This window comes from Zavarzinella formosa DSM 19928 (assembly GCF_000255705.1).
In the GTDB taxonomy this organism is placed as follows: Bacteria; Planctomycetota; Planctomycetia; order Gemmatales; family Gemmataceae; genus Zavarzinella; species Zavarzinella formosa.
The window spans coordinates 170,214-189,115 of sequence record NZ_JH636447.1 but is presented as its reverse complement, the minus strand read 5'-3'; the positions used below and the strand labels follow the sequence as shown (position 1 = coordinate 189,115).

Here is an 18,902-nt window from a genome sequence, read left to right as displayed (position 1 = left end):
CCGATGGACATGCCACTCGCGCGGCTTGCCAGTGTCGAGCGGATGCTCAAGCGGCGTGTCACCGTCGAGGAAGCCATTGAGATGGTGGCTCCCTTCGACCACCCGCCCAAACCAAAGAAACGCAAGGGTGGCGGTGTCCCGGCCAAACGACCTGCCTGGTTGCCCGGCGACGGGCCGAGTGCCCGGGCCATCCGCGAGTTGGCGGCCGAGATGCAGCCGGGTGACGAGTTGTGGCACTACGATAGCGAACCAGAAGACTGGCGGAATCTGTGCGGGGAGATGGGATTCGCGGTGGTCCGGGCCGGGCGGGTAGTTTCCTTCGACATGCTCTTGATGAACTGAGGGGGCGAGGCAGAAGAAGCCGAACCAAGCGTCGCGGCGGACCCGCTCTCAGGTATCGTGACTTGGTTGCAGTCATTGGGGCGGGCGGTTGAGTTTGATCGTTCGATTCCGGAGGACGCAGAGGTGGAGATTCATCCCGGAGAAGGCGTCGGCCGGTTCCGCTTCGGGCTTACGGAGCCGGACTTGGTCCGCGAATTGGGAACGCCCGACAAGCGATACCAGACGGATGCCGGGGTCGAACGGCTTCAGTACTTCGAGCTGCGGGTCGAATTCGCCATCGAACCGGAGAACGGCCACCGGTTCGGGTGGGCCGAGGTCCGCCACCCGGATGCCACCCTGTTCGGCGAGCGTGTGCTGGGTGAGCCGGTCACGGCGGTCATCCGACGGGTGACGGCCGGGTTGGGGGAGGCCCCCGAGCATGAGACGCTCGGGTCACTGGAGACGTACTTCTACCCTCGGAACTGGGTCGAACTCTCGGTCCGGTTCGGGCGGGCGGAGTCGGTCAACCTTGGTGTCATGTACGACGAGAACGACGAACCACAGTGGCCCAGGCCGGCCGAACCCAACGTTGCGCCGGACCCGACGGGCAAGTAGGTTTTCCGCGATGTGTCGCCCGCCGGGCCGGTGAACTGGTTGTTCGGCGGAATAGGGAGAAGCGGATGGCGACGGCCACGGAAAACGGCTTGCGATTTGTGCCGAGCGCCGTCGAGGGGCTGCCGGGGGTGGCCGAGGCGGCCGTGTTCCCGGACCGGCTGGAACTGCTGTCCGGGGACAAATGGGTCGTCATCCGGTTCCGCGACATCGCCCGTTGGCATCACTGGCTTGGCTGGCTGTACCGCCCGCTGGCCCGGCGGGGCTTCCGGGTGCGAGGCTGGCCGATGGTGGCGGACCGGGACTGGTTTCACCCGCCGGCCGGGCGGCTCTTCCGGTTCTTCACCACCCCGCCGATCACGGTGTTCATGCCTGACGAGCCGCCCGAGACGGCCTACGGGCAGACCATGTTCCGGCGAGTACAGAACGTGCTGGCCGACGGCGGGTTTAGCACCTTTGACTTGGGGTAACGCAGACGCCGAGCAATGCGCCGCGGCGGACCCCGCCTCAAGTGTCTTGTCTGTGTGTCCAGTCGGCCGTGGCGGGGCCGTTGAGTTTGGTCGTTCGGCGAGAGAGAGTGTGGCGATGATGCAATGCGCCATCCACGGGTTTGCCGGCGTGTGCGCCTACTCGCCGGCGTTGCTGGAACAGCGAGAGGACGGCGCTGTCCCGGACATCGTCATCATCGAACTCAAGGACTCGGCCGACGAGGAAGCGTTCTTCCGCCTCAACGTCACCCCGGAGGAAGCGGCCGAACTGTCGGCCGTTGACCGCCGCATCCCGTTCGACTTCGAATCATGCAAGATCATGGACCGCCTGCCCGTGATGTGCGGCTTCTGCTTCAGAGAGCGGCGGCAGGCCCTCGCCCGACAGGCGGAGGCAGGCTGAACAAATCACAGCGCCTGACCGGGCTTCCTGTCTCGGAATATGCTCTGTCGTAGAAGGCCCGGCAACTGACTCGGGCGTTCGGCAAGAGAGGGCATGGGGGACGTATGCCGATTTCACCTGACCACCTGCCGAGCGAGTTGCACTACATCATCCCGCTCGCCGAGCGGCACGGCACGGACGCGCGGGTCGCCGAGTACGACCCCACACTCGGCCGGCACATGCTGTACGCAGAACGACTGTCGGCGGCAGAGATCGAGCCGCTCCGCCAGCTCTACGCCGAGATCCGCGACCAGGGCCACGGCTCGCTGATTAACGGGTGGCACCAGAGTCACAGTTGCAAGGGCACGTGCCCGCCAGAAACGACGTGGCCGGTGTATGGGCTGCTATGCCTGTTCCGGCAACTGGGTAACCTCGGCGTCGCCCCGTTTGATGACGGGGATGTCCGCCCGCACGCATAAAGGCAAGCCGAACAAGGCGCCACAGATGACCGGGGGCCTCAGCCATCGTAACATGGGTTTGAGCCGCCGCGCTCCGGCCGCTGAGTTTGGGCGTTCGACGACGGAGGGTTACGCCAGTGGCGAATTGGGGCAAAACCGAGGCGGAGCGGCTGATTGTCAGCGGGCTGAAGTCGGATACAGCCCCGGCCGGGTTTCGGTACGTCAAGAAGGACGGGAGTTTCGTCCGGTTGATTGACGGCGGCCGGCAGATGCTCGGGGTCGCCCTCTGGAACCACAACCCGCTGTTTGCGTTCTCCCTCACCATGACTGTCCGGCTCGACGCGGTCCAGGCGATTACGAACCAGCACTCCGGGTCTCCGCCTCAATACCACGGGATCACCACAACGTCGCTCACCCAACTGGAGTTCCTCAGACTCCCGGCGGAGCGAGGGAAAGTTGAGTTCCGGGCGTCGTCAGAGTCGGAGCTTGCGGCCGTGCTGCCGGGCGTTGCGACGCTGGTCCGGGAGCGGGTCGTCCCGTTCTTCGATGAATACCGGGACGTGGCCGCGCTCAATCGCGGGCTGAACCCGGACGGGGCCGAGCGGGTCATGCAACCAACGTGGCCGCCTGACCGCCGCGCGTTCGACGCGAGCAACCAGCCTTATCGGGCGATGACGGGAGTGGCGGTGGCCCGCCTCGCCGGCGATCCGCGATGGGAGCAGTTGGTCGCCGCCTACCGGGCGCAACTCAGCGGAGCGCCGGACCATGATCGCCAAAAGTTCGAGGGGTTGGTGGCCCATCTGCTCACGCTCGCAGACGCCGAACCCGACGCCGCGCCTGATCCGGCGGACATGTAGGTTTGCTGGATCTCATAGCTCCCCGCGCCCGCCGGGCAGGTGGGTTGGACCGTTCGGCAAGACAGAGGGCATCGGGATGGACGAGTCTTGGCTGGTGCGTCGAGTAACGGTCGCCGAGGCGGAAGCCGCGCATATGGTCTCCGACGACCGCTTAGGGCCGGACCCAATTCCGTTCGGCTGGGCAGCCAACGAGTGGCGGAAACTGGTGGACGAGATGCGACCGGGGGACGAATTGTGGGAGTACGACAGCCCGGCCGCCGAGTGGGAGCGTAATATGGGCAGCACGGGGTTCGTGTTGCTCCGGCGAGGAGCCGAGGGTTTCATTCATCTGTCGGCTGGCACGGCCGTCGCTTCGGTCACCTGTCGTATGAATTGATCGGGCGGACAGACTGCCAGCCAGAAACTCGCCGAACAAAACGTTGCAGGTGACCGGGCGTGTCCGTCGTTGCAAAATGACTGAGGTCGGGCGTTCGACGGGGAAACGACGCACGGTTTTGCCACCCGATTGAAGAAACTCACTGGGGGGTAAGCATGATCAACAGACGCGACCTTTTCACAGACGCATTGGGCGGCGGGGCGCTGGCGGGACTGTGCTTTGGCAGCCGCGCTGCCGGAGCGCCGGAGCAGGGGCCACAGCGAGCCTTCCGGTTTGCCCATTTTGGCGACACCCACGTCGGGCACACGGCGTTCAGCCTTTCCAGCGAAGGATACCCAAAAGCCCTGAAGCACGTGCATGCGATCAAGGATGCCCCTGACTTCATCCTGCACACCGGCGACATCATCACGGATGCGTTCTGGGCCAAGCGAGAAAGCGCCACGGCCCAGTGGAAGGCTTGGCGCAAGGTCATGGAGGAGCATTGCACCCTGCCCGTTCGCTACACGCTGGGAAACCATGACGTGAACTTCGGCTGGGATCGCGGCGACGACACGACGAAATTCCCTGGCAAAAGCCTTGCCCTGGAAAACACCGGACTGACCTCCCCCTATTACAGCTTCGATCACAAAGGCTGGCATTTCATCGTTCTCGACAACACGCAGCCCGGCGGCTGGAACGGATTTCAGATTTTGCTCGATGAAGCCCAGGTGGCATGGCTCGAAAAGGATTTGAAACGCACGCCAGAGAAGATGCCGGTGATCATTGCCAGCCACGCCCCCATCGTTTGTGTGGCCTGCTTTTTTGAACCGCTGTCCAAAAAACATCCCGATGGCATGGTGATTTCCAATGACTGCGTCCATCAGGATGTGGTCAGGATCCAATCGATCTTCGGCAAACATCCGAACATCAAACTGTGTCTCAGCGGTCATTACCATCAGGTTGACCACTGCCGCTATCTGGGCGTGGATTATATTTGCGGCGGGGCCGTGTGCGCCGACTACTGGCGCCGGCCGCTGCAATACCGGCCGGAGTTTGAAGCGGGGTATGGCGTGGTCGATTTGTTCACCGACGGCACTTTTGAGTACCGCTTCATCGACTACGGACTCGTGGGGTATGAGGATGATCCCAAACGCCCCCGCCACCCGTGGGGCAAAATCTGAGGCCGGGGCCGTTGACGGAACCGGTAAAACGGAACCAAGGCCCGGTTCGACCGTAATGCCGAACCAAGCGCCGCGGTGCGACATTTCAAGTTTTGCCAGCCGCCGCAGATGATGATGAACTTAGACGTTCGGCGGCCCCGGTTTTCGTGGGATCGTGTATGACGGATCATCCTCGATACAGCGATGACGGATTTTTTGGCCGGCCGACGATCCGAGCCGCCCTCATCGTGCCTTTTTTTATTCCCTCGGATGGCTTCCGTTGTACGCCATGATGATCTTCATCGTTCCTCTGCATCGTCCCATCTACGAGAAATTGGCGAAGAAAGGCAGCCTTTCCGAGATGTTTCGCTGGTTCTGGGCATATGCCCGCATTGACGAGGCGGGATGGTTCGTGCCGTCAATGGCGGCCATCGTGTTCCTGTTGGCGTCGATCGAAGGCGTCATGGTTCTGACGCACTGGCGGCAGCGGAGCCGACGACATTGCGCCGTTGCCGTCGCCGGTGTCGGACTGATGGCTTGTTATTTCTTGCTCCAAGCGTTGATGCTCCCGGTGTGCCGACATCCCATGCCATTGGGAGCATGGTGAAGGCGGAATACGACAGGAACCGAACCAATTGTTGCCGTTGACTGCGGAGGCATCCAGTAAAATCAGGGTCGAAAGTCTCGCCGACCGCCGCAGCAGGCAAACTGTGGCGTTCGGCGAGCATAGGAGTGCGTGTCATGGCGTTGCTTGCCGAGTCGCTTGTTGATGAGTGGCTCAACCGAGCCGGGTTCTTTACGGTTCGTGGCATCAAGCATGGCGTGGGAGAGATCGACTTGCTCGGCGTTCGGCCTGCGAAAGCGGGGCTTGAAGCTTGGCACGTCGAAGTGCAGGCGAGTTTTCGGCCAATCAGCTACATCGCCCCGCTGCCGGACGACGCGCCAAAGGGCTTTGCCAAATCGAAGATGAGCATGAAAGTGCGGCCCCCGGACCTCGTTGAACGGGCGGCTGCGGCCTGGGTCGAGAAAAAGTTCAAGTCCAAATCGAAATGCGTCACGCGAGCGGCGGCGTGGGCAGGACTGAATTGGAAGTTCGTTCTTGTTCACGCAGCCGTGCGATGGCCTGCCGAAGTCGAAGCGATTTCCCGGAACGGCGTCGAGGTCATCCCGTTGCATCGGGTGCTTTGCGAACTCGGACAATCGGAATCGCCGGGACTTCGAGGGAGTGCGGGGACCGATCTCTCCGAGGTGATTGAGTATTTCTATCGGCACTCGGCAACTGACACCCAGAGCAGAGCCGAACAAGGCGCCACAGTTGACCGGAGGCCTCAGCCGTCGTGAAATGGCCGGAGTCGCTTCGGCCGCCGGGTTATTTCGTATGGCAGCAAGGGGCACAACGATGGCGGACGACTTGCCGATGGCGGACCGTATCCGCGAGAACGCCGAACTTGTGGTCTCTGTCGCCCGGAAGCAACTGGCCGTGGATGTCGGGTATGATGAGGCCGGGGTGAGGTGGCTGGACGGGTACATCCAACGACAGCACGAACAAGGCGACCCGGCCAACCGCGACGGATTGACAAACACACTTGGGTCATATCTGGGCGAGTGTATTGTCCGCAGCTTCGGCGGGGTTTGGGCCGAGGTTGATGAATCGTGGGGCGTGCGATTCGACGACCGCAATGCGGCCTTTCCGTTCGCCAAGGTTGGCAAGCAACTTGAGCATGGGGCCGGGGACTCGGTGCTGAGTTTCTTCACCGCCATTCCCGTGTTATTCCCGGAGGTCACCAGACGGGCCAAAACCGGCGATGGCGGGGCATGATTCGTCCCCCAAACTCCAATCTCGCCGGTGCCCCGCCAATGCCGGGCTTTTGCGTTCAGTCGCTCGAAATTTTCTCTCCAGAGGGTGTTTCCGTGACAAGCATGATCCGATCCAAGTGGTGGCTGTCGGTCCCCCTGATGGCCATGTTGGCCGGCAACCTGGCCGCGCAAGGGCCACAACCAAAGCAACCGGCACAGAAACAGCCGATCCTTCCGGCCGCCGAACCTGCCAAGGAAGGCCCCAAGGGCGATGAATTGCAGAAAGTGAAACAGTTGACACTTCTGAACGCCGAACCCGTCAAGGCGGACCCCAAGGACGATGAACTGCGGAAGTTGCTCAAGGCCCGCTATAACGAGGCCGTCGAAGAGATTCAGACGCGCCACAGACAGTTCCAGAGCGGACGGGCGGCTTACGGCGAGATGGCTGAAACGGCTCAACGACTTGTCCGGGCCGGTTTGGAGCTATGCGACAAGCCCGAGGAGAAAATCGCCCTGCTGACCCAGTACGTGGAATTTACGAAGGACATTGAGGCGATCACCCAAGCAGGCAAAGAGGCCGCGAAAGTGTCGCCCGCCGAACTCAATCGGGCCCGCTATCAACGCCTGGACGCAGAGATCCAACTGCTCCGGGTCAAACGGGCGGCCGAAAACGCCAAGGGAAGATAACCAGTGCGTGCCGTTGTGACAGCCATCATGTTTGCCATCATCGTCGGTTGCGCCAGCGCCCGGCCGGCCACACAAGGCATTGAGGAACCGCCACGAATGGTCGAGGCAGTTCTGGGCCAAATCCCCGTCGGGACTTCGATTGATGAGGCCCAACGGTTCATGGAGCGAGAGGGATTCAAGTGTTCCCGCAGCGTCAACGAAGCATTCAGAGACCGCAAGGGGCTGGACTACATCCACTGCGACCGCTCTGATGGCAGCCGCCTCGTTCAACGGCGGTGGCAGATCGCCATCGTCCACCGAGACGGCAAGGTTGTCGAGGCGCTTGCCACCGCCGGGTTGGTCGGGCCATAACGGAGGGCCTGAAAAAAGTGAACCAAGCTTCGCGCACTGCGGCCACACGGTCTGCTTGCATGATTCAAACCCAAAGAAGTCACCGCCACCGAGCTCGGTTATCAGTCCGTTTGGAGACTTCGAACAAATTTACTCACCCGATGTGATGCAAATGGCTGACAGCCCGCCGGATGACAGATCATCAAGATTGGGCGAATCAACAAGGTTTCTCGCTGGTTTGCTTCTTGCGCTGCTCTTGCTCATGGCCTGCGCCTGGGCGCCAATAACTGTGGCCTTAAAGGTTGACCCGTGGCTGGGGCTTTTGGCTACGGCCGTCAGCTTCGCCGCATGGATTAATATCGGTCCCCGCCCCGGTCCGGGATTGCTTCCGGGAACATTGTGTCTCGGCGGTTGTGCGTGCATATTTGGGCATGGCGTCTTGATTTTGATTTTGGGAATCAAATCGCTCTTTGCGGCATGACGACCGATGATTGCACAGACTTGCCGATTACTTTTACGATTCAACATCTCCGGGAGAATTCTCATGGGCTGGCATCGGATTGATCTGCAAACGAGAAATCATCCATGACTGACAAAACTTCCATCGCTTGTGCGCTGCTCCCTTGGCTGTCGGTTCGGAACGGCGCGAAGGCGGTTGAATTCTACAAATCAGCCTTCGGAGCGCGCGAGGTCTATCGCGTGGAGGATGCCGCCGGTTCGGTGGTGTCCCGGTTGTCCCTTGAGGGGGCGGAATTCTGGCTGAGCGACGAGTCGCCCGAACATGGCAACTTCAGTCCGGAGTCGCTGGGCGGCGGTTCGGTGAAGATGCTCTTCATCGTGTCCGATCCGGATGCGATGTTTGCGGCGGCCGTCGCGGCAGGAGCCAAGTCGATCCACGCGGTCAAGGAAGGGCACGGATGGCGGGTGGGGCGCGTGGCCGATCCCTTCGGCCATCACTGGGAGATTGGCCGACCGCTTGATTCGTAGCCCGCCGGTTCCCGGTTTGGTTTGCCGCGTTACCTCTGATTCGACACAAGGACCGGACCAACCATGAATTGAGATGGCAACCTTAATTGAAGCGGTCTAATCATTGTCAGGCGGAAATCGAAGGAACTTGTGTCACCAATGTCATGGAAGGAATGTCACAGTGAATATGCCAAAAGAAAAAACACGCTGGATACTTTCCGGTGTGTCCGTCGCCATTGCCGTTTTATCGCTTGTGTTCGGGATCGCAATCATCTCCAAACAATCGGCCACCAATTGGAAGGAACAATTGGAATCCGCCAAGGAGGACACCGTTCCATTTGACGAACGGGCGCGCGCCGGATTGAAAGCGAAGTTAGATAGCTCTGAACGGGTTTATCAGATCGGTATCGCTGTAATCGCCGCGTTATGGAGCCTGATAATCGTCAAAAAGGATCAAGCCGGCTTGTCCATTCGTCATCACCCGGAACTCGTCATGTTTGCAAGCGCCAACTTCTTGTTGTTCATCTCATTGCTCAGTTACAGCATCCTGATGCAGGACGTGGCCGTCGCCCTTTCAGCCAATCTTCCTCCGAACCCGAGCAACAGCGCCGGAGTTGTCGGAAAAAGATTACTTGAACACGAAGGGGTCTGGCGTTTCTCGGAACTTGCACTTTTAACATTGCTGGCCGGTGTGCTCGTTGCCGGCACGACGTTTTTCAGCGCCAATGTGCTCGCGTCAGAAGCCGTCAAAAGCATGCCGACGCCCGGCCTGCCCTTGCGGCAGACAGAGTCAGTGTGACAGCTTTTTGAAGGAGGTTTTGAGGCTTTTTTCGCCCGGCCTTGTCGATGCGCAGGCGACATTGACTCAAATCCATTTCTGTCGGCCATCGTGCGAATACGGCTGGCTGTGGCTCGCAACGATCACGGCCAGCCCGGTTTTCCGGCCCGGCTTGAAATCCCTCGAAAATCCCCGGCCAAATCATTCGGGGATATAACGATCTCACCCTCATCAATCCTGTTCCAAGACCGCGCGACACGCAAACACTCAAGAACGCCGGTCATCACGATGTTCGGAAGATCGAACCATGCGAACTCGATTTGTGATGATTGTTGCCGTTATCATCCTTGGTCATCTCTGGATCCCGGCTTCATCCCAGGCGGCGGAGATTGCGGGGGTTTGGGAATCGGATTGGGGGATGGTCACGCTGGTGACGGGACCGGCTCCGGACAAAAGAACCCTGACGGTCGCCGGGTATTACTTTCGGGCCAAGAACCAAACCGGCATCATCCGCGAAGGGACGTTTGATCCGGCGACGGGCGTTCTGGAATTCAAGCTGGACGAGCCTTGGTGGAGCAACGAGACGAAAGGGACCGCCAAGCTGACGCTCGGGGCTGACGGCAAACAGTTGAAAGGCCCTTACGGGAAGGTGAACAAAGACAACGTCACCGACGATGGCGAAGTGACGTTCACCCGCATTCGCAACGGGGAGTGGCGGGCGGACGACATCTCCGATTTGTGGGACACGCCGTGGGGCTACATGACCCTCAAGACCGCCCCCGGCCCGAATCGGGATTTCATCCGCGTCAGCGGAACTTATGTTTCCAACACCGGCCCGAACCGCCGGGGTCTCATCACCGGGCTTGGTAACGTGAAGACGGGGATTTACTCGCTCGTCCTTGCCGAGCCGTGGTGGGAGAACGACACGAAAGGGCCGACGACCTGGACCCTCTCCGCGGACGGCAACCGGCTTCAAGGGCCGTATCTGAAATTGAACAAGGACAACGAGCGGGACGAAGGGATCGTCACGCTGGTGCGTCTGCGCGGGCCGGGTTTCGAGACCCGGCTCGCCTCGATCATCGCGGAGGCCGGCATCCGGGTCGACACGCCGGGGGCGGCCGTGGTGATCTTTGAGCATGGCCGGGTGCTTTTTCAAAAGACCTACGGCCTGGCCAACGTCGAGGCCAAAACGCCGATCACGCCGAAAACCACTTTTGAACTGGCCTCGTGTTCCAAACACATCACCGGGGCGGCCATCTTGCGGCTGGCCGAGCAGGGCAAACTGAAACTCGACGACGACATCCGCACTTATTTGCCGGAAATGCCGGTGTACGACGAAAAGAACCCCATCCGCATCGAACACCTCGCGAGGCACACCTCGGGCCTGCCCGATTTCAACAGCTTCCCGGAATTCACGGGGAAAGACCCGGCTTTCTTCACGAACGAAGACGTTCTCGGGCAATATGCCAAAAACCAGAAAGAGTTTCCTTTGCTGGCCGAGACGGGCAAGGAATGGCGCTACTCCAACTCCGGTTTTGTGATGCTGGCGCTGATCGTCGAGCGGGCGTCGAAAAAGTCTTATGCCGACTTTTTGAAGAGCGAATTCTTCGAGCCATTGGGCATGAAAACGGCCACGGTCAACAACCGCCCCGACAGCCGGCCGAGCGAACCGGCCTTGGGTTACTCCCGCGAAAAAGACAAGTATAACGCCGTCTGGGGACCGGCGGCGATCACCCATCAACGAGACCTGACGGCCGGCGACGGTAGCGTCTGGGCCAGTTTGGAAGACTTGGCCCGCTGGAACGAGGGCTGGCGGCAGGGGAAGATTATCGGCCCGGACATGATGAAACAGGCGTTCGTTTCCGCCACTTATGGCGACAATGTGACGAACAATTACTGTTACGGCTGGGGTTGCGATTTTGACAACGCAAAACTGACACGGATGCAACACAACGGCAGCTACGGCGGCTTCATGTCCATCGTGGACCGCGATTTGGTGACCGACCGCACCCTCGTCATCCTGACCAACATGGCCACGCTGGACATGGATGTCATCGTCCGTCTTTGTCGGGAACATCCGCTGGGGAGCAGATAATTTCACTCGCGATGAATTCAATCTTCGCCCATGTTTTCGCCGTCGTCCGTCCGGGTGGCTTGAAGCCAGCGAATCTCCGGTGTGTACAGCAATCCGAGCCGTTTTTGCAATTCGACGGCGATGAGTTGAAAGAGTTTCGGGTTGTGGATCACGTCGGCCAGATCATCATAAACGCCGTCGTTCCGAAGATCGGCTTCCCGTTGATACCGGACATGCGGGCGTTCTTCGCCGGGGGCGAGGGTTCGCCGATGATAGCCGAAGAACCGGACATAAATCTCCCGCACTGTCCGGCCGAACTCGACATGGGAAACCAGCACAATCAGGTCCGCGCAATCAACATTCGGCATGACCGCCGGATCATTCAGGATGCCGCCAAGGACTTCCTGAACCTGTCGCCGATGCTCGGCCCGCTTCCGGATGTTGATGTTGCTCATGAGGAAGTTGCCCGAACGCGATCACCTTGAACAATCATGATCGCCTTCTCCACGTCTTTCAATGCCTCGAAGACGTCCGCATATTTTGGGTTGAGTTCAATCGCTTTGCGGAAACACTCGGCGGCCTCGGCAAATCGATCCTGTCCCCGCAGGACAAGCCCGAGATTGTGATACGCCTCGTCCAGCAAGCCGGAATCCTTCCATTGAATCGCGGCACGGTAGGTCTTCTCGGCCTCGCTCAATTTTCCTTGGCGGGCCTGGCACGCCCCGAGGAAGATGTGACTGGCCAGTTCCTCCGGATCAAGTTCAATTGCTTTTCGGAACCACGGCTCCGCATCCGCAGGCCGCCCCCAATACTGATAAAGACGGCCGATTTGGTTGAAAACCGCCCAGCGGCCGCTGTCGTCAGTCCAGTTCAAAGCGTTCTCATAGACCCGGATGGCGTCCTCATACCGGGTCATCTTGTAAAGCATCTCGGCATAATCAAAGACAATGCCCAGATCGCCCGGATGAGCCTCCAGCCAGCGAGAGGCCAACAAGACGGTGGTGGCCGCATGGCCATGCCGAAACGCCTCCTCCACCATCTCGCGTGTCACTTCCGCCAACTTTGTCTCGCTTGTGTTGCCGTTTGGTAATCAGGAATTTTTCCCGGCGATGTGTTCGGCGATCTTGGCCGCACATAATTGGTGATCATAAGGAAGACCGGCCTTCTCAAACCATTTCAGTGAACTTCCAATTTTGGGAGACCAAAACTCTGTTTTCTCCAAGAGGGCCTCAAGAAACCGACGCTGCGCATCAGTTTTGACAACACCATCGCCATCCGGGAATGCCGAGGCAAGTAATGGTCCCCAATCGAAGTCGGCGCCGCCGCCCCAAGTAACTCTCAGAACGGCCTCGGCGGCATCGACGAACCGCTCAAATTCCTTTACGCGTTCAACGATCCGCGTAACCACCGTGAAGCGAGGCCGGATGCAAAATTGGGGAGGCCGTTGGACAAACCATCCATCCATCACTTCCGCATGCTCAAGGGCGTTGATCAGTTCGGCGGTCGCAACGGAGTCGGCAGCCAGGCCGGGCGCCAGCGCCGCGCACATTCGGACGGCCGGCGACGGATCATTGAGGAAAACGCCCGGCGAAAGACCCAAATCTCCCATTGCAAGCACATGGGCGCTTCGTTCATCGGTGTCTGTCGCGCTCCGGGCCAGGGCTGTCAATCGTTCTCCAATAGCCCCGGCATGGGCGCGCAATGATTCGGTCTTGGCCAGCGTGACAGCGCCCATTGCCGCGCAAGCCCGGAGGCGCGGGCTGGGATCCGCCAGTTCCTCAAGCATGACTTCCATCAGAATCGGGGCAACCCTGACACATCCAAGCAACGATTTTGCGTAAAAGGCATTCGTCGCCTCCTCCTCGTCTTCATAAATCGCTTCCTCATCCTCCGAATCGATCAGGGAATCAAGGTTTTGGTTCGCCAGCCGTTCAAGTTCCTCCATGCTCCAAGGGGATCGTTGTTCCGGGGCCTGTGCCACGCTCACAAGGAAGGATAAAAGGTGCGAACGCACGGGTTCGGTTCGTTCATCTGACAAAAGCCCGGCAACAACCAATGCAACCGGTTCGGTGGCTGTCCACGGGGTGCCTTGGTGCATGATGGCGCCATTCAGATGTGAAAGAGCCGCTTTGCGGGCGTCGTCATCGCCGTCCAGCAACGCACGCAGGTGACCGGGCGTGTCGGTCGCGCGACCATACGCATGGTGCAGCCTTGACCAATCGGTTTTCTCCAACGCCAAAATGCCTGTGAGCATGGAAACACCTATGGTTGCAAGCCAAACGACCAACGTCACCGCAAGAATCGAAAATCAACAGCCGTCACCCGCCCGGCATGTTGATTTTAGTTGTCCCGGTCCGTGGAACCTCGATGTTGTGAGCCACCCCTTGGTTGTCAATGAGGCTGAGCGAATCATCGGACAGCCACTTTCCGAATTTCGCGTTGTTTACCGGGAGATCGATTTGAAGGATCGCGGGCAGCGGCAATTGCATGGGATGGCGAAAATCATAGACGACCAATTGATACGGGCAGGCCCAATAACAACCAATGATGGCCAATTTCAGCTTGTCCGGCGACGGATGGAATTCTGTCCAGATGAAATCCCCGTCCTTGTCGGAAAAGCCAGCGAGTTTTTCGATCAGTCAGGTCCGCCACCGATTGACCCTCAATATCCTCCGGAAACAGCAGATAGTCGTGACCGCCCCGCGAGACCCACGAATAAAATAACCGGCTGTCATTGCGTCTGATTGTCGCGACGACTTCTCCCGTCTCCACCTTCCGGACGACAGCGACGGTTATCGAGGGAAAAGCGGGGTCGGCGGCGGTTCCGAATGTGTTGACACTGAGCAAATATCGTCCGCAAGGCGAGGCTTCTTCCAAATACTCATTGGGATGGATGAGCGTCGGATCAAAGTCCTGTCCTATCCGCTCTCGAAGTTGTTGAATTTCGTTGCTCATTGTTTCGATCCGAAGGCCCGTGATCCCGTTCCGCAACAAAACAATCTGACAGCCAATCATGCCCGCCGGTTCGGCGTTATTCGGTCACCCACAGCAGGCGCATTGAATACGTGTGCAGTCCCGGTCCGTAACCGTTGTCAATCGTGCGGAAGGTGCGGAAGCCGAACCGCTCGAAGAACGGCGCCACGGATTGCGTCGTGTTGAGCAGGACGCACCACGCATACGGTGTGCGGCGAATCATCTCCAGCCGGTGGCGGAGCAGTTCCGAGCCAAGGCCGCGCCGGTGATCGACCGAATGAACCATCCCCCATGTCAGTCCGCCGACGCCGTTCTCATTGACGTAACAACCGCCGCAAGCCCGGACTTCGCCATCAATCACCGTGACGAAATAATCTCCACAACCTCTCAGAAAATGGCGAAACTCGTCCGCATCTCCGGGGGTGAAGTACGCCGGAATATTGCTGGCGATTAACGCGAGGCAGGCGGCCTCGTCCTCGGGTGTATAGCGTCGAATCACGACCAACCTCCGCGATGCCTTCGGGATGAGAAGAATGATTTCGCGATAAAGCCGCAAAGAAGACAGAAAAAACAATTCGAGAACGCGATTTCTCTTCCCCGGTTTTCTCTGCGGTCATTGCGACTTTGTGCGAGACAAGTCTTTTCTTCGCGGCTCATTTTCTCGGCGTCGGTTTCCCGCCGAAGCCTGCGACGCCTCCGGGCTGGCCGATGTAGTAGGCTTGGAATTGAGAGAGATCCTTGTCGAACACGTAGACATCGAAGTGATTGCCGTCGTCCGCCACGGTCACGACGCGGTTGCCGGGGATCGTGACCCAATGTCCGAATTTCTTTCCGTTGATGTGGAAGGCGCCATTTGGCTTGAACTCAATCGGCCCCTTGGGGGTGGCCCAGACGTTGCTTGTCAGCCGCTCCTCCAACCGGCCGGCGATGGCCGGGCCGCCCAGGCGAAAGTTGGCCAGTTCTTTTTCGATCATGGCGGCCTCGTCGTCCATCTTAGCTTTGATGCAATCGCTCACGGCCGTCTTGAAGGCCTGTTCCATTTTGGAACGCGCTGCCGCGAATTGCGTCCTGACTGCGGTCGGGGTGGACTTGGGCCACTCGCCTTTGTCCTCAAAGGCCCGCCGCTCGATTTTGATCTGATCGACCAGCGTTTTGTTTCCCTCGTTGCGGGCCTTTGCCTCCCGCTCGTCCAGCAGGGCGGCCACCGCCTTGCGGCTCTTTTCGGCGTCGGCCGTGTAGGCGGTCTTGGCCGCTTCGAGCTTTTCCTTGATCGCCTCGTCGGCGGCCGCGAAGCCGAGGGGGATCGCCGCGCACAGGACGGCCAGCATGAGTCTGATCATTGTGATGCACTCCCGGCAGTTTGGGTTGCCGCTCGACGATTGACGCCATTTTACGATTCACAGATGCGTGTCGAGCCTTTCGGCCACAGCCAGCACAAGCACCATGACGAGCAATGCGACGAGCAATCCGGCGATCCTGTAAATGGAAACAGACCGCCGGGCCAGCGACTCCACAGCCGCGCCGATGGCGAACAAAACGGCGAGCGCAAAGGCGAGATCCGCGAGAGCGGCCGGCGCCCCGAAGTAACGGGCTTGCCGTTCCATCTCGTCGCCGGGCCGGCACAGCGGGGCGGTTTGCAGGAGACGTTGCGTCAGGGTCTGGTCCTCGGAGCGCCACCACTCGGCCTGATAGGTCGCGGGCCAGCCGTAGAACAGTTCCAGTTCGGCGCCCGGCGGCCGGCCACCAGAGCCGCCGCCGATGCCGGGCTGCCAGCACCAAAAATTGAGTGCCAGCAACACGGCCAGCGCCACGATCATGGCAATCCCTGTCTGGCGGTGAAAACGCATGGCCGCTCCAAAGGTTGAAAGACGGAAGAATTATCTCGCACAAAGGCGAAAAGAACACAAAGAAGAGATGAAAACAAGAAAAGAGGCTCATCCGACAAGAGCGTATTTGGCGCGATGGATGGAGTAAATCCTCATGCAAAAGAATTCCAGGTCACGGTGGCCGTAGCGTGTCGTTGCAGGATTTTGATTTTGTTGTTCACCCCTTCGAGCGGGCCGGTCGAAATCGGGCAGCGATGGTGGTTCGGCACGCCGGTCCGGCGCCGTTGAAACGTGCTCGCCATTTTTTGCAACACCGACAACTTCGAGGCCTCGGCCCGCCGACACCAGTCGTTCAGAAACCGGGTGGCCTCTTTCAGGAGAGAGCCAAAGCCCAACGGAGTTCGGCCTTCCGCCAAAACAAATTATGGTCGACCGACGGCCACTGGTTTGGCGGCGGGGGCGGCGCCCGAAGGGAAGGCGGCTCGCTCGGCTCGCCACCGATCAGCCGCGACGCGATCACCACGACGGTCAGCCTGACCGGCCAGCCAGTCGGCGATTTCGGCCACGCGCGGAAGGTTGGAGGCCGGAATGATCTTTCGGAGGGCTGCCATTTCGCGGTAAGCGTTGGCCGTCATCTCTTCACCCTTGGCCGCGTCGCCTTGGCCGGCGATGGACCGGCCGAGCCAGGCGGTGGTCATGGCTGTCATCCACTGCCGGGGTTGCCGTCGCTGCCGCACGGTCAGGACAGCCCGGAATTGCGCTTCCGCAGCCGACCATTCGCCGGCATCGGCCAACGTCCGGCCCAATAACTCCTGACACGCGGCGACAAACAGGTCGCTGCGCCGGACGTTTGGATTGTCCACTAATCCCGCCGCGATCCGGCGGGCCTCCTCCAAACGGCCAACCATCCGATAGCTCTCGGCCAGATAGGATGCGATCTGTTCGGTGAGCGCCGTCTCCTTCGGCGGGTGAGCGGCGGCCCGCGCGGCCGTCTCCTCCAATAACTTGATTGCCTCTTCCCGTCGCCCCAAGTCACGAAGGGCCAAGGCGGCATCGATGGCGGCCATCAGTTGGGCGTCGTTCGGCACGGACTGGCTGCGGTTCCATTCGGCCGCCAGATCCATCGCGGCTCGGGAGGCGGCAAACGCATCGGCCGGCCGGCCGGCGGCCCGCAGCGCCTCGGACAGCTTATGCACTCCGAACAGCGTCTCCGGATTCTTCGAGCCGAAGTCCTTGTGGGCGACCAACAACTCCCAAGCGCGGGTCAGATGCGGGATGGCTTTGTCCGGCTCGCCCGCTCCGGTGTAAAAAGTTCCGACACACCAGCGGATGTTCGCCTCGGCCCGGCCCGGAAGCTGTCCCGAGGGCTTGATCGTGAAGGCCGCGCGATTGAGCACATCTCGCAGCGGGATGTCAGGGTCTAGCACGTCCCGCCACCAGACCTGATGCTGCATGTCCCCTTGCGAGATCAGATCGTAAATGAACGACGAGGTGGCCACGGCGACCCGCATCGCCTCGGTGGCCTTGTCCCGCTCGATCTCGGCGTTCCGTCTGGCCTTGGCGGCTTCCCCCGCCTGATTCAGGGCATCCTCCTGCGCCGCCTTCGCCCGCACCAATCCGACGCCGGTGCCGATCATCCCGCCGATCAATGACAGCAACAGCAACCCGGCGGCCAGCACCGGCCCGCGGTGGCGGCGGGCGAACTTCCTCATCCGGTAAGCGGCCGACGGCGGCGCCGCCAGCACCGGCTCTCCGGCCAGATACCGTTCCACGTCGGCTGACAGTTCGTTGGCCGTTTGGTACCGCCGAATTCTGTCTTTCTCCAACGCCCGCATGACGATCCAGTCCAGTTCCCCCCGGACGGCCCGGACCAGCCGTCCGGGGTCGGCGCTCCGGGAAACGGCCGCCGCCGATAATGTGGCGAGACTGTTCAGCCGGGTGCTCGGCCGGGGCGGGTCCACTTCTCGCAAATCACGGAGCATCGCCAGCAAATTGGAATCCGGTCGGGGCCGGGGCAGCGGGGTGGTTCCCGTGAGCAGTTCGTACAGGAGAACACCGAGGGCATACACGTCTGACCGGGTGTCCACGTCTTGGGAGTTGAACACGGCTTGTTCCGGACTCATGTATTCGGGGGTGCCGATCACCGCTCCGAACCCGGTCATCAGCGTGCGGTCGGTGAGTGGCTGCCCCGACGCCTTGGCCACCCCGAAGTCGATCACCTTGGGCACGGGCCGGTCGTCATACCGGGTCACCAGAATGTTGGACGGTTTGAGGTCGCGGTGGATGATTCCCTTTTGGTGGGCGTGCTGCACCGCCTGACAGACGGGCACGAACAGTTCCAATCGTTCGCGCAGGCTGAGGCGCTGGGCGTCACAGTATTGTGAGACAGGAACCCCCTTGACCAACTCCATGACGAAATAGGGCCGCCCCCCCTCGGTCTGGCCGGCGTCGATCACTCGGGCGATGTTGGGATGGTCCATCAGGGCCAGCGCCTGCCGTTCGGCCTCGAAACGGGTTAACACTTCCCGGGAATCCATGCCCGGTTTGATGAGTTTGATGGCCACCCCCCGCCGCACCGGCTCCATCTGCTGGGCCAGCCAGACGCTGCCCATTCCCCCCTCGCCGAGCGGCTCGACCAGCTTGTATCGGCCGCCGACCACCACCCCCGGTTCTGCCCCGAACGGGGGCAGCCCCCCGCCTGCCGGCAGGGCGGCGGCCGCCCGCCGAAAAACGACCACTTCGGTTCGTTCGCGGGAGTCCAAAGATTCCAGAAAGGTTTCGCAATGGGGGCACCCGGCCAGATGGTCGGCCAGCCGGTCAGCCGTGCCGGGGGGCAGGTCG

25 protein-coding genes are annotated in these 18,902 nt (G+C 60.6%); 16 read left to right on the top strand and 9 right to left on the bottom strand.

Annotated features, from left to right (window positions below; all coding sequences use genetic code 11):
• The first annotated feature begins 3 nt into the window (after positions 1–3).
• The 16 genes from BGIM_RS54530 (at position 4) to BGIM_RS58955 (ending at position 11,283) form a co-directional block, all read left to right on the top strand.
• Positions 4–342, top strand: a complete 339-nt coding sequence (locus BGIM_RS54530) for a hypothetical protein (RefSeq protein ID WP_157369724.1) — start codon at positions 4–6, stop codon at positions 340–342.
• Between the two features lie 123 nt (positions 343–465).
• Entirely contained in the window at positions 466–936 is a 471-nt protein-coding gene (locus BGIM_RS0137550; RefSeq protein WP_020474760.1) for a hypothetical protein, read from the top strand.
• A gap of 65 nt (positions 937–1,001) precedes the next feature.
• Positions 1,002–1,403 carry a hypothetical protein gene (locus BGIM_RS0137545; RefSeq protein WP_020474759.1) on the top strand — a complete coding sequence of 134 codons (402 nt, stop codon included), beginning with the start codon at positions 1,002–1,004 and terminating at the stop codon, positions 1,401–1,403.
• A gap of 115 nt (positions 1,404–1,518) precedes the next feature.
• Complete coding sequence (locus BGIM_RS0137540) at positions 1,519–1,821, top strand: hypothetical protein (RefSeq protein ID WP_020474758.1); 303 nt, start codon at positions 1,519–1,521, stop codon at positions 1,819–1,821.
• A 104-nt stretch (positions 1,822–1,925) separates the two neighbouring features.
• Entirely contained in the window at positions 1,926–2,279 is a 354-nt protein-coding gene (locus tag BGIM_RS0137535; protein WP_020474757.1) for a hypothetical protein, read from the top strand.
• Positions 2,280–2,395: 116 nt separating this feature from the next.
• Positions 2,396–3,115 (top strand): hypothetical protein, encoded by a 720-nt coding sequence (locus tag BGIM_RS0137530; RefSeq protein ID WP_020474756.1) that lies wholly within the window; start codon positions 2,396–2,398, stop codon positions 3,113–3,115.
• A gap of 76 nt (positions 3,116–3,191) precedes the next feature.
• Entirely contained in the window at positions 3,192–3,491 is a 300-nt protein-coding gene (locus tag BGIM_RS0137525) for a hypothetical protein (protein WP_020474755.1), read from the top strand.
• 155 nt (positions 3,492–3,646) lie between these two features.
• Positions 3,647–4,651 carry a metallophosphoesterase family protein gene (locus tag BGIM_RS0137520; protein ID WP_020474754.1) on the top strand — a complete coding sequence of 335 codons (1,005 nt, stop codon included), beginning with the start codon at positions 3,647–3,649 and terminating at the stop codon, positions 4,649–4,651.
• 268 nt (positions 4,652–4,919) lie between these two features.
• Positions 4,920–5,237, top strand: coding sequence for a hypothetical protein (locus BGIM_RS0137515; RefSeq protein WP_029631405.1), 318 nt, complete (start codon positions 4,920–4,922; stop codon positions 5,235–5,237).
• Between the two features lie 134 nt (positions 5,238–5,371).
• The gene (locus tag BGIM_RS54525; protein ID WP_020474752.1) at positions 5,372–5,971 is read left to right on the top strand and encodes a hypothetical protein; all 600 of its coding nucleotides are present in this window, start codon (positions 5,372–5,374) and stop codon (positions 5,969–5,971) included.
• A 58-nt stretch (positions 5,972–6,029) separates the two neighbouring features.
• Complete coding sequence (locus BGIM_RS0137505; RefSeq protein WP_020474751.1) at positions 6,030–6,449, top strand: hypothetical protein; 420 nt, start codon at positions 6,030–6,032, stop codon at positions 6,447–6,449.
• A gap of 101 nt (positions 6,450–6,550) precedes the next feature.
• The gene (locus tag BGIM_RS0137500) at positions 6,551–7,114 is read left to right on the top strand and encodes a hypothetical protein (protein ID WP_029631403.1); all 564 of its coding nucleotides are present in this window, start codon (positions 6,551–6,553) and stop codon (positions 7,112–7,114) included.
• A gap of 3 nt (positions 7,115–7,117) precedes the next feature.
• Positions 7,118–7,465, top strand: coding sequence for a hypothetical protein (locus BGIM_RS0137495; protein ID WP_020474749.1), 348 nt, complete (start codon positions 7,118–7,120; stop codon positions 7,463–7,465).
• A 564-nt stretch (positions 7,466–8,029) separates the two neighbouring features.
• A complete protein-coding gene (locus BGIM_RS0137490; RefSeq protein WP_020474747.1) occupies positions 8,030–8,431 on the top strand; it encodes a VOC family protein in 402 nt (133 codons plus the stop codon).
• Positions 8,432–8,591: 160 nt separating this feature from the next.
• The gene (locus tag BGIM_RS0137485; protein WP_157369723.1) at positions 8,592–9,209 is read left to right on the top strand and encodes a hypothetical protein; all 618 of its coding nucleotides are present in this window, start codon (positions 8,592–8,594) and stop codon (positions 9,207–9,209) included.
• A 286-nt stretch (positions 9,210–9,495) separates the two neighbouring features.
• Positions 9,496–11,283 (top strand): serine hydrolase domain-containing protein, encoded by a 1,788-nt coding sequence (locus BGIM_RS58955; protein WP_020474745.1) that lies wholly within the window; start codon positions 9,496–9,498, stop codon positions 11,281–11,283.
• Between the two features lie 17 nt (positions 11,284–11,300).
• Here BGIM_RS58955 and BGIM_RS0137475 read toward each other — a convergent pair whose 3' ends face one another.
• From BGIM_RS0137475 to BGIM_RS58950, 9 genes are all read right to left on the bottom strand, one after another.
• Positions 11,301–11,717, bottom strand: a complete 417-nt coding sequence (locus BGIM_RS0137475; protein WP_020474744.1) for a hypothetical protein — start codon at positions 11,715–11,717, stop codon at positions 11,301–11,303.
• A complete protein-coding gene (locus BGIM_RS0137470; protein WP_238537808.1) occupies positions 11,714–12,313 on the bottom strand; it encodes a tetratricopeptide repeat protein in 600 nt (199 codons plus the stop codon). Before BGIM_RS0137470 ends, BGIM_RS0137475 begins: the two co-directional genes overlap by 4 nt.
• 39 nt (positions 12,314–12,352) lie before the next feature.
• The gene (locus tag BGIM_RS0137465) at positions 12,353–13,516 is read right to left on the bottom strand and encodes a HEAT repeat domain-containing protein (protein WP_020474742.1); all 1,164 of its coding nucleotides are present in this window, start codon (positions 13,514–13,516) and stop codon (positions 12,353–12,355) included.
• A gap of 248 nt (positions 13,517–13,764) precedes the next feature.
• On the bottom strand, positions 13,765–14,217 hold the full coding sequence (locus BGIM_RS0137455) for a hypothetical protein (protein WP_157369722.1): 453 nt from the start codon (positions 14,215–14,217) through the stop codon (positions 13,765–13,767).
• Positions 14,218–14,293: 76 nt separating this feature from the next.
• Complete coding sequence (locus BGIM_RS0137450) at positions 14,294–14,734, bottom strand: GNAT family N-acetyltransferase (protein ID WP_157369721.1); 441 nt, start codon at positions 14,732–14,734, stop codon at positions 14,294–14,296.
• Positions 14,735–14,888: 154 nt separating this feature from the next.
• A complete protein-coding gene (locus tag BGIM_RS0137445) occupies positions 14,889–15,575 on the bottom strand; it encodes a hypothetical protein (protein WP_020474738.1) in 687 nt (228 codons plus the stop codon).
• Between the two features lie 57 nt (positions 15,576–15,632).
• Positions 15,633–16,082: a hypothetical protein gene (locus BGIM_RS0137440; protein ID WP_020474737.1), complete on the bottom strand. Its 450-nt coding sequence runs from the start codon at positions 16,080–16,082 to the stop codon at positions 15,633–15,635.
• 131 nt (positions 16,083–16,213) lie between these two features.
• Positions 16,214–16,375: a transposase gene (locus BGIM_RS68495; protein WP_390568175.1), complete on the bottom strand. Its 162-nt coding sequence runs from the start codon at positions 16,373–16,375 to the stop codon at positions 16,214–16,216.
• 108 nt (positions 16,376–16,483) lie between these two features.
• The coding region (locus BGIM_RS58950) for a serine/threonine-protein kinase (protein ID WP_193789060.1) at positions 16,484–18,902 on the bottom strand (2,419 nt) is incomplete at its 5' end.

Coding starts and splice junctions, on each gene's coding strand:
- BGIM_RS54530 (WP_157369724.1), top strand. CDS start 4: ATGGACATGCCACTCGCGCGGCTTGCCAGTGTCGAGCGGATGCTCAAG.
- BGIM_RS0137545 (WP_020474759.1), top strand. CDS start 1,002: ATGGCGACGGCCACGGAAAACGGCTTGCGATTTGTGCCGAGCGCCGTC.
- BGIM_RS0137540 (WP_020474758.1), top strand. CDS start 1,519: ATGATGCAATGCGCCATCCACGGGTTTGCCGGCGTGTGCGCCTACTCG.
- BGIM_RS0137535 (WP_020474757.1), top strand. CDS start 1,926: ATGCCGATTTCACCTGACCACCTGCCGAGCGAGTTGCACTACATCATC.
- BGIM_RS0137525 (WP_020474755.1), top strand. CDS start 3,192: ATGGACGAGTCTTGGCTGGTGCGTCGAGTAACGGTCGCCGAGGCGGAA.
- BGIM_RS0137520 (WP_020474754.1), top strand. CDS start 3,647: ATGATCAACAGACGCGACCTTTTCACAGACGCATTGGGCGGCGGGGCG.
- BGIM_RS0137515 (WP_029631405.1), top strand. CDS start 4,920: ATGATGATCTTCATCGTTCCTCTGCATCGTCCCATCTACGAGAAATTG.
- BGIM_RS54525 (WP_020474752.1), top strand. CDS start 5,372: ATGGCGTTGCTTGCCGAGTCGCTTGTTGATGAGTGGCTCAACCGAGCC.
- BGIM_RS0137505 (WP_020474751.1), top strand. CDS start 6,030: ATGGCGGACGACTTGCCGATGGCGGACCGTATCCGCGAGAACGCCGAA.
- BGIM_RS0137500 (WP_029631403.1), top strand. CDS start 6,551: ATGATCCGATCCAAGTGGTGGCTGTCGGTCCCCCTGATGGCCATGTTG.
- BGIM_RS0137490 (WP_020474747.1), top strand. CDS start 8,030: ATGACTGACAAAACTTCCATCGCTTGTGCGCTGCTCCCTTGGCTGTCG.
- BGIM_RS58955 (WP_020474745.1), top strand. CDS start 9,496: ATGCGAACTCGATTTGTGATGATTGTTGCCGTTATCATCCTTGGTCAT.
- BGIM_RS0137475 (WP_020474744.1), bottom strand. CDS start 11,717: ATGAGCAACATCAACATCCGGAAGCGGGCCGAGCATCGGCGACAGGTT.
- BGIM_RS0137465 (WP_020474742.1), bottom strand. CDS start 13,516: ATGCTCACAGGCATTTTGGCGTTGGAGAAAACCGATTGGTCAAGGCTG.
- BGIM_RS0137455 (WP_157369722.1), bottom strand. CDS start 14,217: ATGAGCAACGAAATTCAACAACTTCGAGAGCGGATAGGACAGGACTTT.
- BGIM_RS0137445 (WP_020474738.1), bottom strand. CDS start 15,575: ATGATCAGACTCATGCTGGCCGTCCTGTGCGCGGCGATCCCCCTCGGC.
- BGIM_RS0137440 (WP_020474737.1), bottom strand. CDS start 16,082: ATGCGTTTTCACCGCCAGACAGGGATTGCCATGATCGTGGCGCTGGCC.